The following is a 16,743-nucleotide window of genomic DNA, read 5'->3' as shown; positions in this document are numbered from 1 at the left end:
CCCGGGCGGGCCGTCACACCACCGTGTTGAAGAGGATCTTGTGCCGGCCGGAGAAGAGGGGGTCGGCCCTCGTCAGCTCGGCCCGGACACTCGCGCCCAGGTCGAGCTCGGCGCCGGAGGTGATCCTGCCGATCACGGCGGGCTCCGCCAGGTGCAGCGTGCCCTTCTTCGGCTCGCCGTCCTCCGCGTCGGTGTCGATGACCGTGCCGCCGAAGATCTCGCCCACCCGGTCCTTGAGCACGGCCGCCTCCACCAGGTCGACGGCGCGCCGGTCCGCCAGTTTCCCCTTCCCCCGCGCCATGTCGCAGGGCAGGCAGGACAGGGCGTCGAGCACCCACTTCGGCGGGGCCTGGCCGGCGCACGCGGCCACGCACAGCTCACCGGTGTAGCGGTCGACCAGGCGCCGCAGCGGGGCCGTGCAGTAGGTGTACGGAGCCGCGATCGACGCGTGGAGCGTGTACTTCGGGAGGTGGTGGTCGCGGAAGGTGGCGTACTCCGCCTTGAGCAGCATGGCGACGGCCTCGCTGAGGAAGGCCATGTGCTTCGGGTCGGCCGGGTCGAGGGAGTTGACCAGCGCGGCGTACGAGACGCCCGGCTTCCACGTGATGCCCAGGAGCCTCGCGATGGCGCGCACGCGCCGGATCACGTCCTGGTCGTCCTGCTCCTTCTGGGTCCGCAGGATCCCGGTACCGCTGTCCAGCATGATCTCGGCCGCGGCCATCCCGGTCATGAGGGAGATCTGCTCGTTCCAGCCTTCGACGGGCAGAGCCGCCGCATGACTCAGCTGAAACGATCCGTCCTTCAGGGTGACCTCCTGGTCCGGCAGGTTCACCGACACCCCGCCGCGCGCGGCCTCGACGGCCTCCCGCAGCTTGCCGATCTCGCGCAGCAGGGCGACGGGCTCCTCGGCCGTTCCGGCGTCGATGTCCTGCTGGACGCCGTGGTAGTCGAGCTTGGCCCGGCTGCGGACCCTGGCCCGACTGACGGTCGAGGCGGTCACGTTGCCGTCGGCGTCGAGGTCGTGCTGCCACAGCAGGGCGGGGACGACCTGGTCCGGGAGCAGGCTGGCCGGCCCTTCGGAGAGGGAGGGCGGGTGCAGGGGCACCTTGAGGTCGGGGAAGTACAGCGTCTCGATCCGGTCGTGGGCCTCGTCGTCCAGCGGGCTTCCGGGCCTGACGAAGGCCGCCACGTCGGCGATGGCGTAGTGCACGCGGTACCCGCCGCCCGACCGCCGCTCCAGGTACATGGCCTGGTCGAGGTCCTTCGAGGTCGGCGGGTCGATCGTGAACAGGGGCACGTGGGTGGCGTCCTTGTCGGGGAGCCGGACCGCGTTCTTGGCGGCCTCCGCCGCTTCGAGGACGTGGGCGGGAAACTCCGCGGTGGCCTTCAGCTCGGCCCGTAGCCGCTGCAGTGCGGTGCGCAGGGCGTCCTGAGCCTCGCGGGACATGTGCATATGACGACGTCGCATGTACTCAGCGTATGCACATGAACACGGAGCGGCACGGCGAGCGGTGCGGACGGGCGCCCGCTCGGCGTTCCGGTCACCCGATCGTTCCGGGCACGGATCGTCGGGTCCTGGAAGGGTGGTGATTCCTACGGTGAAGGCAACAGAGGGAAGGACACGCACCCGTGCTGGAGCAGCTCAACCAGGCGCTCGACCACATCGAGGACTGCCTCCAGGCGGAGGCCGGCCGGGAGGTCGACATCGCCGAGGTCGCCCGGATCGCGACGACGTCGCAGTACCACTTCCGGCGCCTGTTCTCCGCGCTCGCCGGGATGCCGCTGTCCGTGTACGTACGGCGCCGGCGCATGACGCTCGCCGGCGCCGAGGTGCTGGACGGGGAGCGGACCCTGCTCGACGTGGCCGTGCGGCACGGCTACGGCTCGGGCGAGGCGTTCGCCCGCGCGTTCCGGTCGGTGCACGGCATCGGACCGGGCGAGGCACGGCGCACGGGTGCGACGCTGACGGCACAGCCGCGCATGTCCTTCCGAGTCGTCGTCGAAGGGAGTACGACCATGCGGTACCGGATCGTCGAGAAGGAAGCGTTCCGGGTCCTCGGCCGGAAGGCACGGGTCCCGCTCGTGCACGAGGGAGTCAACGCGGCCGCCGCCGCTCACGTGGAGACCCTGGACCAGCAGGCGATCCTCCGGATGAAGGAGCTCGCCGACGGAGAGCCGGAGGGCGTCCTGTCCGCGGTGGTGCACCTCACCGACAGCCGCGAGGAGGGCAGCGAGGTCGACTACTGGATCGGCGTGACGACCGGCCCGGAAGCGGCCGCGGAGGAGCTCGACACCCTGGAGGTCCCGGCCGGGACCTGGGCCGTCTTCGACAACCACGGCCCCTACCCCACCGCCCTCCAGGAACTGTGGCGCGACGTGTTCACCCAGTGGTTCCCCTCGAACCCGTACGTGAGCCGGCCCGGTCCGGAACTCCTGCGGACCCAGCCGGTGGAGATCGGCGCGGCCACGGACTCCCAGCTGTGGATCCCGGTCGAGCGGGCCGCCGGAACCGGCGGGGCGTGAGAACCGGGCCCCGGCCGTCCCTTCACCTCGAAGGCGACGTCCGGGGCCCTCCCCATGGACCGCATGCGCGCCAGGCTTGCGGTGGCGTGTCGATCATGCGAACTACGCGCGTCAACCTGGGCCTTCGCCGTTGACGCCCCTGTCGGCCCCGGCGAGACTCCTGGCTCATGCAGCCCCCGCGTGACCGCTCGGTCACCCTCGTCCGGCGCCGGCACGTGGACCTCGTCCGTGTCGCGAGCGCGGCCTGTCGCTGCCGCTGACCGGCCGGCCCTTCCCGCTCGCCCGGCCACGCCGCACGCACCTCCGCCCGCCCCGCCCGTGGGCCGTCCCCCGCCTGCCGGGCCCCGGAGGCATGCCCGTACGTCCGCACGCCCTTCTGGAGTCTCGTATGTCCACGCCCCTGTCCCGCCGCGCCCTCGGCGGGGCCGCCGCCGGTGTCGCCGCCGCGGCCGCCCTCGGCGCCGCCGCGCCCTCCGCGCAGGCGACCCCGGCCGAACCGCGGGAGCGCCCCTTCCGCGCCGCGCACCCGCGCCGCCACTCCCGGCGTCCGAACATCCTCTTCATCCTGGGCGACGACCTGGGCTGGGCGGACCTCTCCTCCTACGGCTCCCCGCACATCCGCACGCCGCACCTGGACCGCCTCGCCCGCGGCGGCGTCCGCTTCACCGACGCCTACTCCGGCTCCGCGACCTGCTCGCCCACCCGCTTCAGCCTCTACACCGGCCGCTACCCGGGCCGTACGAAGGGGGGCCTCGCCGAGCCGATCGCCGACAAGTCCGTCGGCCTCGAGCCCACCCACCCCACGCTCGCCTCCTTGCTCCGGGACTCCGGCTACGCCACCGCCCTCATCGGCAAGTGGCACTGCGGATACCTTCCCCACTACTCCCCCACCCGCTCCGGCTGGGACAAGTTCTTCGGCAACTTCGGCGGAGCCCTGGAGTACTACTCCAAGCTCGGGCTCGGCGGCGAGTACGACCTCTACGAGGGCGACGCCGAGTACAAGGACCTGCGCTACTACACCCGGATCCTCACCGAGCGGGCGAGCGAGTACGTCGGCCGCGACCACGACCGGCCCTGGCTGCTCAACCTCAACTTCACGACCCCCCACTGGCCCTGGATCGCCGACGGCGACGAGGACACGAGCGCCGAGATCGTCCGCCGGATCAAGTCCGGCGACCGCTCCGCCCTCTGGCACCAGGACGGCGGCTCGATCGACAAGTACCGGGAGATGGTCGAGGACCTCGACCGCTCGGTCGGGCAGGTGCTCGACGCGCTGAGGCGATCCGGCCAGGAGCAGGACACGCTCGTCCTGTTCGCCAGCGACAACGGCGGTGAGCGCTTCTCCTACAACTGGCCGCTCGCCGGGAACAAGGGCTCGCTCCAGGAGGGCGGCATCCGGGTTCCGACGGTCCTGCGCTGGCCGGCGCGGATCGACGGCGGGCAGGTCAGCGACCTGCCGGTGTTCACGCCCGACTGGACGGCGACCCTCCTCGACCTGGCCGGCGCCCGTCCCCACCCGGCGTACCCCCTCGACGGCACCAGCCTCGCCGGGCACCTCCTGCGCGGCGCCGAGGTACCCGAGCGGGACCTGTTCTGGCGGGTGCGGGGCGAGCGCGCCCTGCGGCGCGGCGACTGGAAGTACTACCGCGGCAGGTCCGGCCGGGACCAGCTCTTCCACCTGTCCGAGGACGCCCGGGAGCAGGCGGACCGAGCGCCCTTCGAACAGGCACGGCTCGCCGACCTGCGGGCCGCGTGGGAGCGCGTCGACGCGGGGCTGCTGCGCTACTGAGCGCCGCCGGATCGCGCGGTGGGCCAGCGCCCTCGCACGGTCGGACCCGGTCGTCCGTCCTGCTGACGGGCGACCGGGTCAGGCGGTGGCGGACGTCGTGATGCGGGCGCACTCGCGGACGACCTCGCCGAGGTCGAGGCCCGCCTCGTGGAGCTCGCGCTGACGTTGCGCGCCGGTGCCCCGCGCGCGGAGTTCGGCGAGGGCGCGGTGGGCGTCGTCCCGGTCGCCGTTGGCGCGGAGTGCCTCGTCGACGTGTTCGAGCAGGGCGTCCAGTGCCGCGTCGGCGGGCACCTCGCGCAGGGTGCGCGGGTCGAGGAGGGGCCCCGGGAGACCGGAGCGGGCGGCGCGCCAGGAGGCCAGGCGGAGCAGGCTGACGGGGACCCGGGCGGGCGGTTCGCCGTTGCGCCAGGCGCGGGCGGCGGTGTCCACGAGTCCGCGGACGAGGGTGGCCACCAGGACGGTCGTGTCCGCCTCCAGGCAGACGTCGGCGACGCGGATCTCCACCGTGGGGTAGTTCTGGGCCAGCCGGGCGTCGAAGTAGATCATGCCGGTGTCGTGCAGGACGCCGGTCGCCACCATGTCCCGTACCCGCTCGTGGTAGTGCTCGGCGCTGCCGAAGGACTCGTACGCTCCGGCGGACGGCCACCGGTTCCACACCCGGCTGCGGTAGCTGCAGTAGCCGCTGTCCCGGCCGCTCCAGAAGGGCGAGTTCCCGCTGATCGCGATCAGCAGGGCGAGCCAGGGCCTGATCCGGTCCAGGACGGCCACGCCCTCCTCGTCGGACTCCACGGAGACGTGGACGTGGCAGCCGCAGGTCAGCTGCTCCTCGGTGGTGAGGGCGAACTGCTCGGCCATCCACCGGTACCTGCGGCCGAGGCTGCGTGACGGCTCGACGGGCAGCGGCGAGGTCGCGAGGGCGGCGACGCGTGCCCCGGCCGCCTCGGCGTGGTGTGCCGCCTCGCCGCGCCAGCGGACGATCTCCTGGCGCAGGGCACGCATGTCCCGTACCGGCCGGGTGGCGAACTCCAGCATCTCCTGGTGGAGCTCCGCCTCGAACACCTCCCGCGCGTCCTCGTCCCCGCTGCCGGCCGCCGAGGCCAGCACGGCGGACGACACGGCGAGCGGCTCGCCGGTCGTGGCGCTGACGAGCAGCAGTTCCTCTTCGACTCCCACAGTGCGCATCTCGGCTCCTGTACGACGCTGGGCTGCGCTTCTCGCGTGCCCCGCCCGGCGCGATTGACGCCTCACGCCGGTGCCCCGCGTCGTCAGCCGCTGTGCCCAGCGTCCTCCCGCGGGTGCGAGGCCGCCATCGGGCCCGTCCCGGCGGTGGCGGGGCCCGCCGTCCGGACGCGGCCGTCGTTTCGCGGCGGCGGCGCGGGGCACACGAGCCCACGCCGCACGCGGCGACCGAGCCTGGGAGACGCCAGAACCCGGAGGAGCCATGGACCACTCGCGCGCACCCGTACTCGAGGAGCTTCAGGACTTCCGGCGCCGGGGGGACGTCGTCTTCGGACCCCCGGGGCACAAGCAGGGCAGGGGCGCCGACCCCCGGGTGGCCGAGGTCGTCGGCATCGACGTCTTCCGCTCGGACGTGCTCACCCTCAACGGTCTCGACGACCGGCGGGAGTCGCAGGGGGTGCTCGAACACGCGCAGGAGCTGATGGCCGACGCGGTCGGCGCGGAGCGGGCGTTCTTCTCGACGTGCGGCAGCTCGCTCTCGGTGAAGACCGCGATGCTGGCGGTCGCCGGGCCCGGCGAGAAGCTGCTGCTGTCGCGCAACGCGCACAAGTCGGTGATCGCCGGCGTGGTGGTCAACGGGGTCGAACCGATCTGGGTGCACCCGAAGTTCGACGGCGAGCGGCACCTGGCCCACCCCCCGGAGCCGGACGACGTGCGCCGGAAGCTGGAGGAGCACCCCGACGCCAAGGGGATGCTCCTGATCACCCCCACCGACTGGGGCACCTGCGCCGATGTCGCGGGCGTGGCCGAGGTGTGCCACGCGTACGACGTGCCGCTGATCGTCGACGAGGCGTGGGGCGCGCACCTGCCCTTCCATCCTGATCTGCCGGTCTGGGCCATCGACGCGGGAGCGGACCTGGTGGTCACCAGCGTGCACAAGATGGGCGGGGCGATCGAGCAGAGTTCGGTGTTCCACCTCCAGTACCACCGGATCTCCGCCGAGGTGCTGAAGCAGCGGGAGGACCTGCTCGGGACGACGAGCGCGTCCTCGCTGGTGTACGCGACGCTGGACGGCTGGCGGCGGCAGATGGTCGAGGAGGGCCGGGAGCTGCTGGACTCCGCGCTGCGCAGGGCGGACCGGGTGCGGAAGGCCGCTTCCGAGCTGCCGGGGGTCACGGTCATGGGGCGCGAGGTGGTGGAGGCGGGGCTCGCGGCGGATCTGGATCCGCTGAAGGTGGTGATGGACGTCCGGGGGCTCGGCGTCAGCGGGATGCAGGCGGCGGAGTGGCTGCGGACCGAATGCAGGGTCGACGTGGGAAGCTCCGACACCTGCCGGATCAGCGCCTCGATCACGCACGCGGACGACGACGAGACGGAGCGGGTCCTGGTCGACGCGCTGCGCGCCCTGGTCGACGGGGCCGAGGGAATGGAACGGCGGCCCCCGGTGCGGCTGCCGGAACCGCCGGCGCTGGAGCTGGAGCAGGCCCGGCTGCCGCGGGACGCCTTCTTCGGGGAGGCCGAGCACGTCGCGGCGAAGGACGTGGTGGGCCGGATCGCGGCGGAGACGATCAGCCCGTACCCGCCGGGGGTGCCCGCGGTGGCGTCGGGCGAGGTGATCACCGCCGAGGTCGTGGAGTACCTGCGCAGCGGCGTACGGCACGGGCTGTTGATCCCCGACGCGGCCGATCCGTCCCTGGAGACCTTCCGCGTGGTGGCACGCCACCGCTGACCGGGCGCCCTCACCGTCCTCGGTACCGTGAGCGTCTGCCGCATGGGGTGTCCATGCGCCCGGCCGGCCCCGGTGAGGGCTACCGGTGGAAGGTGATGAGGCTGCGATGAGCGAACGGACGAAGCCCGAGATCGACGTGCCGGAGGGTGACGCTCCCACCGAGCTGACCGTCCGGGACCTCGTCGTCGGGGACGGGCCCGAGGCGAAGCCGGGCATGGTTCTCCGGGTTCACTACGTGGGGGTGACGTTCGAGTCCGGGAAGGAGTTCGACGCCTCCTGGGACCGGGGCGAGCCGTTCAAGTTCGCCCTGGGCGGTGGCAGGGTCATCAAGGGCTGGGACCGGGGACTGAGAGGGATGAGGGTCGGCGGCCGGCGGGAGATCATCGTTCCTCCGCGGCTCGGCTACGGCAACCAGTCGCCCTCGGCGCTGATCCCGGCGGGGTCGACCCTGGTCTTCGTGGTGGACCTGATCGACTTGTACTCCGGCACGGCCGGGTGGAGCAGCAGCCAGTGACAGCCTGACCGCCCTCCGGCCCGACACGCCGCCGCGCCGCCGCAGGCCGCCCCGCACGGGCGGTCCGAGGCCGCGGATGCGACGTGCGTCACATCGGCTGTTGTCACTTTTCGTGGTGCCCGCGGTGTCTTGGGGGCATGACGGAACACAGCTCACGAGGCGACAAGGTCGTGGTGATCGGCGGTGGCTACGCCGGGGCGCTCGCCGCCGATCGGCTGCGGGTGCGTTCCGGCGTGGAGTCCGGTTGGTCGTCGACATCGCCGCCCGCACGGTCGAACCGGCGTCGGGGGGCGCGCTGGACTACGACTACGTCATCTACGCGGTCGGCAGCACCGGGGCGACGCCGGCCGTGCCCGGCGCGGCCGAATTCCCCCATGACCCCAACGAGTTCGAGGGCGCCCGGCGCCTGCGCGACCGGCTGGGCGAGGTGCCGTCCGACGCCCGTCACGCCTGGGCCGGCGCAGCGCCGTCCGGCTGGTCGCCGGCAAGGACGACAGCCCGGTGAACGTCTACGTCGGCGGCCGCGCGGGCGCGGCCGTCAAGGAGCTGACCTGCAGGTTCGGGGTGGGCAAGATCCGCCGCGAGGCGCGCAGGCAGGGGTCCCTCGACTGGCCCAGGGACGGCCCTCGTCCCGCGCAGGCGGTCGGCGCGACGCGGTGAGCCGCGTCGCCGCTCCGCACGGTCATCGACTCGACAAGGAACAAGGAACCGAGATGCACACGGAAACGACCCGCGGCCGACCGCTCACGACCGGCGGGAGGCCGGGCTCCACGGCACGGAGCAACAGGAGCTGGATCCGCCCCGCGGCCTTCTGGTTCACCACCCTCGTCATCACCTCCGAGCTGTTCGCCGGAGCGGCCTGGAACCTGCTGACGATCGACTGGGTCGACGACCAGCTGGACCACCTCGGATACCCGGACCACTTCGCCCAGGTACTCGGCGTGTGCCAGTTCGCCGCGGCCGTCGCGATCCTCGTGCCCGGGTTTCGGCTGCTCAAGGAATGGGCGTACGCGGGCGTCTTCTTCTTGTGGTCGGGTGCCGTGGTGTCGCATCTGACGCTGGGTGACACGGCGGTGTCGTGGGGACCGCCGCTGATGTACCTGGTGTTCGCCGTCGCGTCGTGGGCGTTGCGGCCGGCCGACCGCCGGCTCCGGGGGACGCGGCTCGGCCGTGACGGCTCCGCCGACCCCGGCTGGGACACGGCCGCGGGCCGGCCGGAAACCGGTCCGCGCGCCTGGGCCGTGCCGGTCGGGATCATCGTGGTCCTGTCCGCCCTCTCGTTCGCCACGCTGCCTGTCGCCGAGGACATCACGGACGGGTGGGCGGCCGAGCGCGGCTGGGTCGACGAACAGCGGCCGTGATCGTCCCCTGCCGACAGCCACCGCACGTCCCGCTCCTGGCGAGCCTCCGCTTCGGAGCGGGACGTGCGGGACGTCATGCGCTCGACTCCTGTGCCAGGGGCGCTGGTCGCGCAGCCAGCCCGGGTACGAGGTCGGCCAGTACGGTCCGGGTGGTGTCGGCGTCGGTGTGCTGCAGGGCCCGCATGCCGACGGCGCGGGCGCCGAGCACGTTGGGCTCGGCGTCGTCGACGAAGAGCACGCGGTCGGCCGGCAGGCCGAGGCGGTCCAGCGTGAGCTCGTAGATGGGCGCGAGCGGCTTGCGCAGGCCGACCTCGCCGGAGATCACCACGGGGTCGAAGAGTCCGTCGATCTGCTCCCGCGGGTAGGTGTTGCCCCAGCTGTTGGACAGCAGGGCCACCCGCACGCCGAGGTCGCGCAGTTCGCCGGCCAGCGCGAACATCGCCGGGTCGGGGCGCATCCCGGCGAAGAGCCGGTCCAGTACCCCGACCGGGTCGACCGGGCCGCCGTCGACCGTGTCCAGCTCGGCGGCGAGCAGGGCGTCGAACTCCGCGACGGTCAGGTCGCCGGTCTCCAGGCGGTGGATGGGGGTGCCGTGCTCGGCGTCCCGGGAGAGCCAGGCGCGGAGCGTGCGGGAGAACGACTCGGGCGCGATGCCGTCGGCCGCGATCCACACAGCGATCGAGTCGCGGACGGGCCCGGTGAGGACACCGCCGTAGTCGAAGACCACCGCGTCCACGCGCGCCGCCATCAGGCACCCCCGGTCAGCGTGACGCCGCCGTCGACGACCAGCAGTTGACCGGTGATCCAGGAGGCGTCCTCGGACAGCAGGAACGCGACGACGCCGCCGATGTCCTCGGGCAGGCCGAGCCGCTTGAGCGGGTACGCGGCCGCGGCCTCCTCCTCCCGGCCCTCGTAGAGGGCGGTGGCGAACTGGGTCTTGACGACGGCCGGGGCGACGGCGTTCACCCGGATGTCCGGGCCGAGTTCGACGGCCAGTTCCTTGGTGAGGTGGGTGAGCATCGCCTTGCTGGCGCCGTAGAAGCCGATGCCGGGCGCGGGTTTGATCCCGGCCACCGACGAGACGTTGACGACCGCGCCGCCGTGGTCCTTCATCCAGGCGCGGTGGACCTGCTGCACCCATGAGAGGGCGGCGATGCAGTTGACCTCGAAGATCTTGCGGGCGGCGCCGAGGTCCACCTCGACCATCGGGCCGTAGGCCGGGTTGATGCCCGTGTTGTTGACGAGCAGGTCGGCGCCGCCGAACGTCTTGACGGCGCGCTCGACCACCTCCGCCTGGTGGTCGGCGTCGTCCGCGCGGCCCGCGATGCCGAGTGCGTGCTCGGGGCCGCCGAGGTGGGCGACGGCCTCCGCAAGGGCCTCCGGCCTGCGGGCGGTGACGACGACCTTGGCGCCTTCGGCCACCAGCCGCTCGGCGACGGCCAGTCCGATGCCGCGGCTGGCGCCGGTGACGATCGCGGTCCGCCCGGTGAACTTCCCGGTCATGGCTTCTCCTTGGTCGGTCCTGGTGGTCACGAGAGGCGCTCGATGACCATCGCCATGCCCTGGCCGCCGCCGACGCACATGGTCTCCAGGCCGAACTGCTTGTCGTGCCACTGCAGCGAGTTGACGAGGGTGCTGGTGATCCGGGCGCCCGTCATGCCGAAGGGGTGGCCGACGGCGATCGCGCCGCCGTTGACGTTGAGCTTCTCCTCCGGAACGCCGAGCTCGCGGGCGGACGGGACGACCTGGGCGGCGAACGCCTCGTTGATCTCCACCAGGTCGATGTCGCCGATGGTCAGACCGGCCCGCGCCAAGGCGCGCTGCGAGGCCTCGACCGGGCCGAGGCCCATGATCTCCGGCGAGAGGCCCGAGACCCCGGTGGAGACCACCCGGGCCAGCGGCGTGAGGCCCAGCTCGCGGGCCTTCGCGTCGGACATGATGACGAGCGCGGCAGCGCCGTCGTTCAGCGGGCAGCAGTTGCCGGCGGTGACGGTGCCGTCCGGCCGGAACACCGGCTGCAGCGCGGAGACCGCTTCGAGCGTAACCCCGGCGCGGGGTCCGTCGTCCTGGGACACCACGGTGCCGTCCGGCAGTGTGACCGGGGTGATGTCGCGCTCCCAGAAGCCGTCGGCGATGGCCTTCTCGGCGAGGTTCTGGCTGCGCACGGCGAACGCGTCCTGCTCCGCGCGGGTGACGCCCTTGAACTGGGCGACGTTCTCGGCCGTGTGCCCCATGGCGATGTAGGCGTCCGGCAGCAGGCCCTGCGTCCGCGGGTCCACCCAGGTGCGGCCGCCGGCGGCGAACCGCTCGGTGCGGGACTGCGCCTCGGCGAAGAGCGGGTTCCTGGTGTCGGGCAGGCCGTCCGCGTTGCCCTTGGTGTAGCGGCTGACGGTCTCCACGCCGGCGGAGACGAACACCTCGCCCTCGCCGGCCTTGATCGCGTGCAGCGCCATGCGGGTGCTCTGGAGGCTGGACGAGCAGTAGCGGTTGACCGTGGTGCCGGGCACCTCGTCCAGGCCCGCCAGGACGGCGACGATCCGCCCCAGGTTGAAGCCGGACTCACCGGCGGGCTGGCCGCAGCCGAGCACCAGGTCGTCGATCGTCCTCGGGTCGAGCGCGGGCACCTTGGCGAGGGCCGCCCGGACCATCTGTACGGCGAGGTCGTCGGGACGCATGTCCTTCAAGGAGCCCTTGTGCGCTCGCCCGATCGGCGAGCGGGCGGTGGCGACGATGACGGCTTCGGGCATGACGTTCCTCTCGGCGCATACTAAGCAGTTGCTTAGCAGGGAGACTGCAGCAGGCCGGTGGTGTTCGTCAACGGCCGGGAGGGCTCCGGTCGCGTGTGGGAACGGTCACACCGGGCGCAAGCGCCTTCTTGAGGCACGGCGGAGTAACCGAATGCCTCAGGGGAGAGTCCATAGTCATGAACACGCAGGCCGCAGGCTGCACAGCAGAGGAATACGGAGGGGTCGGCGTCCTCGTCGGCCCGGAGCGCGGCGCGTACCCGTACGGCAACTCGCTGCTCGTACGCGGCGCGAGCGCCTCGCTGGTCGTCGATCCGTCGCTCTCCCTCGCCGAAGGGGCGCCACCCGCGGACGTGGTCCTGGTGAGCCACGCGCACGAGGACCACATCGCCGGGCTCGGGAGTTACGAGGTGCCGGTCCACGTTCACCGGGGCGACCTCGAAGCGCTGCGGTCCCGTGACGTGCTCGTCGCCGGGTTCGGACTGCCGCCCGAGGCGGCCGCGGAGGTCGACCGGACGATGCGGGACCGGTTCCATGTGCGGGGACGTCCGGACGCCGTCGGGTTCGAGGACGGCGCCGTGTTCGACCTGGGCGGGCGCACGGTGACCGTCGTCCACCTGCCGGGCCACACCGCGGGCCACAGCGGCTTCCTGATCGAGCCGGACGGCTTCCTGTTCGTCGCGGACATCGACCTGACGTCGTTCGGCCCGTACTACGGCGACGTCGGCAGCAGCCTCGTGGACTTCGAGACGTCGATGCGCCGCTGCCGGGAGATCGACGCCCGCTGGTACGGCACGTCCCACCAGAAGGGCGTGATCGAGGGAGCCGCGGAGTTCCGGCGCCGGCTCGACGCGTTCGCCGGCGTGGTGGAGAAGCGGGACGCGACACTCCTCGCGTTCCTCGGCGAGCCGCGGACCGTCGAGGACATCGTCGACCACCGGCTGGTCTACCGCCCCCACGTCGAAGGCCCGCACGTGCGGCCGGCGGAGCGGAGGACGGCGGTGCAGCACCTGGAGCGGTTGACGGCCGGCAGACTGGTCGCGGAGGTGGAGCAGGGACGGTTCCGCGCGGTGTGAGTCGCGGCCCGCCATGGAGGACGGGGACGCGAGGTCGCACCCCCGGGCAAGTCCCCTGCGAAATCCGGGATTCGAGAGGTGTGAGGCTCGGTTTCCCGGGCAGGCGAAGGCCAGCGGGCGACCTCCTCGCTCCGACTGCCGCCTCGGGCTCCCCCCTCCCGCAGGCGGCAGTCGTGTGTCTGCGTGCGGCCCGGACCTTCACCGAACGGGACGGTCTCGGAGTCCGCCGCACCCGCGAACTGCACACGCGAGGCGGGGACGGCCGCTCGGGACCGTCCCCGCCTCGTCGTTCGTACGGGGCCCTCCTCGGGGGCCGTAGGGCTCAGATGCGTCCTCCGGTGAGCCGGGAGAGCGGGCCGCGCCGGCGCAGTCCGGCCCGCCGGCCCAGGGCGTACGCGGCGGTGAGCGCCGCGGCTGTACCCGCCGCGGCTCCGCCGCTGAGGGCCTTGCGGTCGCGGAGGGCCGTCCACACCCAGCCGCCGGGGCCGACGCTGCCCCGTACGGCGTGCACCGCGGCCTGCGTCTTCTCCGCCACGGGGGCGGGCAGAGCGGTCAGGGTCCCGGTGATCGTGTCCTCGGTGCCCTTCGCCGCCCGCGCCGCAGTGCCGCGCGTGGAGCCCGAGCCGTTCGAGCCGGCACGCGAACCACCGTTTCGGGACTGGCTGTTCTGGGTCTTCTCGGAAGCACTCATAAGGTGCGTCTGACCGCTCGTGGCGGCGTCAAACACCCTCACAGCAGTTTGCCGAGAGGGCCGAGGTCGATGTTGAGATCTTCCGGGCGCAGGCCGAACCGCTCCCGGAGCAGCTCCATCCGGTCCTCCAGGAGCATCAAGGTCAGCCCCAGCCGTTCCTCCTGCTCCTCGCTGAGATCGCCCGTCTCCACCCGGCGCAGGGCCTGACGCTCCATCAGCTGCCGCAGCAGCTCGACGACGGTCAGGACGAGGGCGGCCAGATCGCGTTCGACGGTGTCGGGGTCGAGCTCGACCCTCCGGGGCCGGGTCGTCATCGGGTCACCTGTTTCCACGGGGAGGGCACGACGTCGTCGTCGACCGAGCTGATCAGCGCCTTGAGGTCGATGCGTACCAGGTCGATGTCGGCGATCCTCAGGGTGATGTCGCCGGCGAGGACCACGCCGCCCGCCAGCAGCCGGTCCAGGAGGTCGACGAGCGCGACTTCTTGCTGCTCGTTCATCGGTCCGGGTCGCGGTCCGGGCCGGGCTCGGCTTGCGCGAAGGAGTACGGGGCCCAGGGGCCCGTGACGTCGACGCGCAGCCCCTGCGGCAGGTCGTCGGCCGCCGGTACGGCTTCCAGGAACGTCTCCCGTTCGCGGTCCGGCACCAGGTAGGCCGCGTTGAGGACGTTCCGGCCCGGCGCCCGGGACAGCCGCGCCTGTTGCGGGGGGTGCAGCACGGCGGCGGACGCCCGGGACGCCAGTCGGTCGTGGAGGTGCCGCGCGGTGCGTGACGCCTCCCCTTCGCGGTCCTGGCGGGCGCGGCGCTCCTGCATCCGGCGGCGCAGGAACGCGCGCCCGCTCGCCCCGTCCGTGCCGGAGGCCTCCGGCGTCCCGCCCGCGTCGGGGGCGGTCGCCCCTTTTCCGGCGGCCGGCTCCGTCTCCACGTACACCTTGACGCCCCACTCCGCGGCGCCGTGGACCCGGTCGAGGGCGGCCGTGATCGGGTCACGGCCGTTCCGCAGGAGTCTGCGGACGCCTTCCTCGCCGCGGCAGACGGTGGCGAGCCGGAGCGGCACGGTGGTCGTCCGGCGGGCGACGGCGCCGACCACGCCGTGGTGGGCCCGGGCGACGCGCGCGAGCCAGTCCAGGTCCTCCAGACGCGTGCGCAGCGGTTCCTCGCCGAAGTCGCCGGCGTCGACGGGCTCCGCCACCGCCGTCAGGCCCTCGTGCTCCACCACCGTGAGCCCCTCGCCGAGTGCCGTGCCAGGGTGGTCGGCGGGCAGCGGCGGTGCCGGGGCGGCGCGGACCACGGCGTACACGTACAGCAGCGGTTCGGGCGTCACGGTTCGTGCCTCTCTTCCAGTTCGCGCAGGCGGCGGCGCAGTTCCTCGTTCTCCCGGCCCAGCTCGCCCTGCCGTGCCCGGGAGGACAGCGCGGGGTCCTGTTCCCACCAGTCGATGCCCATCTCCTTGGCCCGCTCGACCGACGCCACGACCAGCCGCAGCTTGATGGTGAGCAGTTCGATGTCGAGGAGGTTGACCCGGATGTCGCCGGCGATGACCACGCCCTTGTCCAGGACCCGTTCGAGGATGTCGGCAAGGTTGCCGCCCGAGTGGTCGTCGTAGGGGCGGGCGAGTCCGGAGGGTGTCGTCATGGCCGCCACCTCCCGTCCTCCAGCCGCTCCAGGAGCTCGTCCTCACGGCGGTCGAACTCCTCCGCCCCGATCTCGCCCGCCTCGAACGCCTCCACCAGCTCGGCGAGTTGGCGCTGCACGACCGCGGGGTCCCGGTACTGCCGTTCCGCCTCCGCGACGACCTGCCGGAGCACCCACGCCGTGCCGCGCAGCGGTGCGGCCGGCAGCAGCAGCACTTCCGAGAGCAGACCCATGCCGCTCAGCCCGTCTCGGCGAAGCTGTACGGGGGAAGGGGGCCGGTCGCCTGCACGTGGAGGCGCGGGTGCTGCTCGGGGAGGCGGCGCAACGCCTCCTGGAACTCCTCGCGCCGGTCGCGGGCGACGAGGAGCGACAGATTGACCAGCCGGCCGGAGCCCTCCGGACCGTGCCGGACGCCGGCCGCGCAGGGGGCGAGCTTCCGCTCGATCAGCTCGGCGTCGGCCTTCTCCCGCTCCGCGACGGCGCGGGCCATGAGCTCGCCGAAGGCGAGTTTCTGCTCGTGACTCCCGCCGCCGGCCGCCCGGAGGGCCTCGCTGCGGGCGCGCAGCTCGGGGTCCTCGCCCAGCACGGCCGCCAGCACGGCCTGCTCGTGGTGGGCGGCCTTGACGTTGTACTCGTCCTTGTCCTCCAGGGCCGCCAGCCGCTCCAGGTAGCGGCCGTGGTGCTCTTCGAGGACGGCGCTGACCGTGTCGTCGTCCGGCGAGACGCCGCCGAACCTCAGGGGCAGCACCGGCCCGTGGTCGCCGGCCCGGGTCACGACCCGCTGGTGCGCCAGGAGGTCCCGGCGCTTCGGCTTCAGTTCCGGGGGCGCGTCACTGCACAGGGCCACCAGGTCGCCGCTGCGTACCGTCCTGACGGGGAGCGCCGGTTCGCCGATCCCCTCCAGGCCGTCGGGCAGTTCCTGGTCCGCGCGGGCGATGCCGTAGACGTACGTGCTCATTCCTTCTCCTCCTGACGGGTGCTGGTGCGCCGCCGCGGGCGGCTCGCGGTCTTCTCCTCCTCGGCGTCCTCGCCCTTCGACGAGTGGAAGGCGTCGGAGATCGTCTGCACCGCGCCGCTCAGGGCGCCCTTGGTCTTGCCGCGCGCTCCGGACTCCGTCATCTCGCCGACCAGCTCGGGCAGTCCGGGGTCCTTGCGGGGACCCGCTTCGAGGTCCAGGCGGTTGCACGCCTCGGCGAACCGCAGATAGGTGTCCACGCTGGCGACGACGACCCGTACGTCGATCTTCAGGATCTCGATGCCGACCAGGGAGACCCGCACGAACGCGTCGATCACGAGACCTCGGTCAAGTATCAGTTCGAGTACGTCGTACAGGCCGCTGGAACCGCCGCCTCGCGAGACGGGGGCGGCGACGGGCTGTGCCGGAAGGGTGGTCATGGTTCTCGGTCTCCTTCTCGTGTCGCGGAACGGAGACGGGTGCGGACGCGATGCGTGCGGGGGCGCGCGAGCGACGCGGCCGCGTCCGCTCACGGACCGCCTCCGGGA

22 protein-coding genes are annotated in these 16,743 nt (G+C 72.8%); 9 read left to right on the top strand and 13 right to left on the bottom strand.

What is annotated here, in order from left to right:
- Positions 1-13 precede the first annotated feature (13 nt).
- The gene (locus ACNJ93_RS31520) at positions 14-1,468 is read right to left on the bottom strand and encodes an RNB domain-containing ribonuclease (RefSeq protein ID WP_418960875.1); all 1,455 of its coding nucleotides are present in this window, start codon (positions 1,466-1,468) and stop codon (positions 14-16) included.
- A 161-nt stretch (positions 1,469-1,629) separates the two neighbouring features.
- Between ACNJ93_RS31520 and ACNJ93_RS31515 the strand changes: the two genes are divergently transcribed.
- The 3 genes from ACNJ93_RS31515 (at position 1,630) to ACNJ93_RS31505 (ending at position 4,312) form a co-directional block, all read left to right on the top strand.
- A complete protein-coding gene (locus ACNJ93_RS31515; protein ID WP_418960874.1) occupies positions 1,630-2,523 on the top strand; it encodes an AraC family transcriptional regulator in 894 nt (297 codons plus the stop codon).
- A 167-nt stretch (positions 2,524-2,690) separates the two neighbouring features.
- Positions 2,691-2,783, top strand: a complete 93-nt coding sequence (locus ACNJ93_RS31510) for a putative leader peptide (protein WP_418960873.1) — start codon at positions 2,691-2,693, stop codon at positions 2,781-2,783.
- Positions 2,784-2,911: 128 nt separating this feature from the next.
- Entirely contained in the window at positions 2,912-4,312 is a 1,401-nt protein-coding gene (locus tag ACNJ93_RS31505) for a sulfatase (RefSeq protein ID WP_418960872.1), read from the top strand.
- A gap of 78 nt (positions 4,313-4,390) precedes the next feature.
- Here the strand turns inward: ACNJ93_RS31505 and ACNJ93_RS31500 are convergent, their stop codons facing one another.
- Positions 4,391-5,494, bottom strand: coding sequence for a glutamate--cysteine ligase (locus ACNJ93_RS31500; protein ID WP_418960871.1), 1,104 nt, complete (start codon positions 5,492-5,494; stop codon positions 4,391-4,393).
- Between the two features lie 259 nt (positions 5,495-5,753).
- On the opposite strand from ACNJ93_RS31500, the gene ACNJ93_RS31495 reads away from it, so the two are divergent.
- From ACNJ93_RS31495 to ACNJ93_RS31475, 5 genes are all read left to right on the top strand, one after another.
- Positions 5,754-7,220 carry an aminotransferase class I/II-fold pyridoxal phosphate-dependent enzyme gene (locus tag ACNJ93_RS31495; RefSeq protein WP_418960870.1) on the top strand — a complete coding sequence of 489 codons (1,467 nt, stop codon included), beginning with the start codon at positions 5,754-5,756 and terminating at the stop codon, positions 7,218-7,220.
- A gap of 106 nt (positions 7,221-7,326) precedes the next feature.
- The gene (locus ACNJ93_RS31490; RefSeq protein WP_418960869.1) at positions 7,327-7,734 is read left to right on the top strand and encodes an FKBP-type peptidyl-prolyl cis-trans isomerase; all 408 of its coding nucleotides are present in this window, start codon (positions 7,327-7,329) and stop codon (positions 7,732-7,734) included.
- Positions 7,735-7,978: 244 nt separating this feature from the next.
- Complete coding sequence (locus tag ACNJ93_RS31485) at positions 7,979-8,239, top strand: hypothetical protein (protein ID WP_418960868.1); 261 nt, start codon at positions 7,979-7,981, stop codon at positions 8,237-8,239.
- A complete protein-coding gene (locus ACNJ93_RS31480) occupies positions 8,236-8,394 on the top strand; it encodes a hypothetical protein (RefSeq protein WP_418960867.1) in 159 nt (52 codons plus the stop codon). Before ACNJ93_RS31485 ends, ACNJ93_RS31480 begins: the two co-directional genes overlap by 4 nt.
- Positions 8,395-8,447: 53 nt before the next feature.
- Positions 8,448-9,095, top strand: a complete 648-nt coding sequence (locus ACNJ93_RS31475; RefSeq protein ID WP_418960866.1) for a DoxX family protein — start codon at positions 8,448-8,450, stop codon at positions 9,093-9,095.
- 73 nt (positions 9,096-9,168) lie between these two features.
- On the opposite strand, the gene ACNJ93_RS31470 is transcribed toward ACNJ93_RS31475, so the two are convergent.
- The 3 genes from ACNJ93_RS31470 to ACNJ93_RS31460 are packed head-to-tail and all read right to left on the bottom strand — an operon-like array spanning position 9,169 to position 11,842.
- Positions 9,169-9,843 (bottom strand): HAD family hydrolase, encoded by a 675-nt coding sequence (locus ACNJ93_RS31470; protein ID WP_418960865.1) that lies wholly within the window; start codon positions 9,841-9,843, stop codon positions 9,169-9,171.
- The gene (locus ACNJ93_RS31465; RefSeq protein WP_418960864.1) at positions 9,843-10,598 is read right to left on the bottom strand and encodes an SDR family oxidoreductase; all 756 of its coding nucleotides are present in this window, start codon (positions 10,596-10,598) and stop codon (positions 9,843-9,845) included. The genes ACNJ93_RS31470 and ACNJ93_RS31465 overlap by 1 nt, the downstream gene beginning before the upstream one ends.
- A gap of 26 nt (positions 10,599-10,624) precedes the next feature.
- On the bottom strand, positions 10,625-11,842 hold the full coding sequence (locus ACNJ93_RS31460) for an acetyl-CoA C-acetyltransferase (RefSeq protein ID WP_418960863.1): 1,218 nt from the start codon (positions 11,840-11,842) through the stop codon (positions 10,625-10,627).
- Between the two features lie 176 nt (positions 11,843-12,018).
- Between ACNJ93_RS31460 and ACNJ93_RS31455 the strand changes: the two genes are divergently transcribed.
- Complete coding sequence (locus ACNJ93_RS31455) at positions 12,019-12,915, top strand: MBL fold metallo-hydrolase (protein WP_418960862.1); 897 nt, start codon at positions 12,019-12,021, stop codon at positions 12,913-12,915.
- A gap of 322 nt (positions 12,916-13,237) precedes the next feature.
- Here ACNJ93_RS31455 and ACNJ93_RS31450 read toward each other — a convergent pair whose 3' ends face one another.
- From ACNJ93_RS31450 to ACNJ93_RS31415, 8 genes are read right to left on the bottom strand one after another with little or no spacing between them, the layout of a single operon-like run.
- Complete coding sequence (locus ACNJ93_RS31450) at positions 13,238-13,606, bottom strand: hypothetical protein (RefSeq protein WP_418960861.1); 369 nt, start codon at positions 13,604-13,606, stop codon at positions 13,238-13,240.
- 38 nt (positions 13,607-13,644) lie between these two features.
- Positions 13,645-13,920, bottom strand: a complete 276-nt coding sequence (locus tag ACNJ93_RS31445) for a gas vesicle protein K (protein WP_418960860.1) — start codon at positions 13,918-13,920, stop codon at positions 13,645-13,647.
- Positions 13,917-14,105: a gas vesicle protein gene (locus ACNJ93_RS31440; RefSeq protein ID WP_418960859.1), complete on the bottom strand. Its 189-nt coding sequence runs from the start codon at positions 14,103-14,105 to the stop codon at positions 13,917-13,919. The genes ACNJ93_RS31445 and ACNJ93_RS31440 overlap by 4 nt, the downstream gene beginning before the upstream one ends.
- Positions 14,102-14,929 carry a GvpL/GvpF family gas vesicle protein gene (locus ACNJ93_RS31435; protein WP_418960858.1) on the bottom strand — a complete coding sequence of 276 codons (828 nt, stop codon included), beginning with the start codon at positions 14,927-14,929 and terminating at the stop codon, positions 14,102-14,104. Before ACNJ93_RS31435 ends, ACNJ93_RS31440 begins: the two co-directional genes overlap by 4 nt.
- The gene (locus ACNJ93_RS31430; RefSeq protein WP_418960857.1) at positions 14,926-15,240 is read right to left on the bottom strand and encodes a gas vesicle protein; all 315 of its coding nucleotides are present in this window, start codon (positions 15,238-15,240) and stop codon (positions 14,926-14,928) included. Before ACNJ93_RS31430 ends, ACNJ93_RS31435 begins: the two co-directional genes overlap by 4 nt.
- Positions 15,237-15,473, bottom strand: coding sequence for a gas vesicle protein GvpG (locus tag ACNJ93_RS31425; protein WP_418960856.1), 237 nt, complete (start codon positions 15,471-15,473; stop codon positions 15,237-15,239). Before ACNJ93_RS31425 ends, ACNJ93_RS31430 begins: the two co-directional genes overlap by 4 nt.
- A 5-nt stretch (positions 15,474-15,478) precedes the next feature.
- Complete coding sequence (locus tag ACNJ93_RS31420; protein ID WP_418960855.1) at positions 15,479-16,198, bottom strand: GvpL/GvpF family gas vesicle protein; 720 nt, start codon at positions 16,196-16,198, stop codon at positions 15,479-15,481.
- Positions 16,195-16,635, bottom strand: coding sequence for a gas vesicle structural protein GvpA (locus ACNJ93_RS31415; protein ID WP_418960854.1), 441 nt, complete (start codon positions 16,633-16,635; stop codon positions 16,195-16,197). Before ACNJ93_RS31415 ends, ACNJ93_RS31420 begins: the two co-directional genes overlap by 4 nt.
- Positions 16,636-16,743 lie beyond the last annotated feature (108 nt).

This window comes from Streptomyces tritici (genome assembly GCF_048500665.1).
Taxonomy (GTDB): Bacteria; Actinomycetota; Actinomycetes; order Streptomycetales; family Streptomycetaceae; genus Streptomyces; species Streptomyces tritici.
Note: the sequence above shows the minus strand (reverse complement) of the source record. Positions and strands in the feature narration are given on the sequence as shown.

Coding starts and splice junctions, on each gene's coding strand:
- ACNJ93_RS31520 (WP_418960875.1), bottom strand. CDS start 1,468: ATGCGACGTCGTCATATGCACATGTCCCGCGAGGCTCAGGACGCCCTG.
- ACNJ93_RS31510 (WP_418960873.1), top strand. CDS start 2,691: ATGCAGCCCCCGCGTGACCGCTCGGTCACCCTCGTCCGGCGCCGGCAC.
- ACNJ93_RS31505 (WP_418960872.1), top strand. CDS start 2,912: ATGTCCACGCCCCTGTCCCGCCGCGCCCTCGGCGGGGCCGCCGCCGGT.
- ACNJ93_RS31500 (WP_418960871.1), bottom strand. CDS start 5,494: ATGCGCACTGTGGGAGTCGAAGAGGAACTGCTGCTCGTCAGCGCCACG.
- ACNJ93_RS31495 (WP_418960870.1), top strand. CDS start 5,754: ATGGACCACTCGCGCGCACCCGTACTCGAGGAGCTTCAGGACTTCCGG.
- ACNJ93_RS31490 (WP_418960869.1), top strand. CDS start 7,327: ATGAGCGAACGGACGAAGCCCGAGATCGACGTGCCGGAGGGTGACGCT.
- ACNJ93_RS31475 (WP_418960866.1), top strand. CDS start 8,448: ATGCACACGGAAACGACCCGCGGCCGACCGCTCACGACCGGCGGGAGG.
- ACNJ93_RS31470 (WP_418960865.1), bottom strand. CDS start 9,843: ATGGCGGCGCGCGTGGACGCGGTGGTCTTCGACTACGGCGGTGTCCTC.
- ACNJ93_RS31465 (WP_418960864.1), bottom strand. CDS start 10,598: ATGACCGGGAAGTTCACCGGGCGGACCGCGATCGTCACCGGCGCCAGC.
- ACNJ93_RS31460 (WP_418960863.1), bottom strand. CDS start 11,842: ATGCCCGAAGCCGTCATCGTCGCCACCGCCCGCTCGCCGATCGGGCGA.
- ACNJ93_RS31455 (WP_418960862.1), top strand. CDS start 12,019: ATGAACACGCAGGCCGCAGGCTGCACAGCAGAGGAATACGGAGGGGTC.
- ACNJ93_RS31450 (WP_418960861.1), bottom strand. CDS start 13,606: ATGAGTGCTTCCGAGAAGACCCAGAACAGCCAGTCCCGAAACGGTGGT.
- ACNJ93_RS31445 (WP_418960860.1), bottom strand. CDS start 13,920: ATGACGACCCGGCCCCGGAGGGTCGAGCTCGACCCCGACACCGTCGAA.
- ACNJ93_RS31440 (WP_418960859.1), bottom strand. CDS start 14,105: ATGAACGAGCAGCAAGAAGTCGCGCTCGTCGACCTCCTGGACCGGCTG.
- ACNJ93_RS31430 (WP_418960857.1), bottom strand. CDS start 15,240: ATGACGACACCCTCCGGACTCGCCCGCCCCTACGACGACCACTCGGGC.
- ACNJ93_RS31425 (WP_418960856.1), bottom strand. CDS start 15,473: ATGGGTCTGCTCTCGGAAGTGCTGCTGCTGCCGGCCGCACCGCTGCGC.
- ACNJ93_RS31420 (WP_418960855.1), bottom strand. CDS start 16,198: ATGAGCACGTACGTCTACGGCATCGCCCGCGCGGACCAGGAACTGCCC.
- ACNJ93_RS31415 (WP_418960854.1), bottom strand. CDS start 16,635: ATGACCACCCTTCCGGCACAGCCCGTCGCCGCCCCCGTCTCGCGAGGC.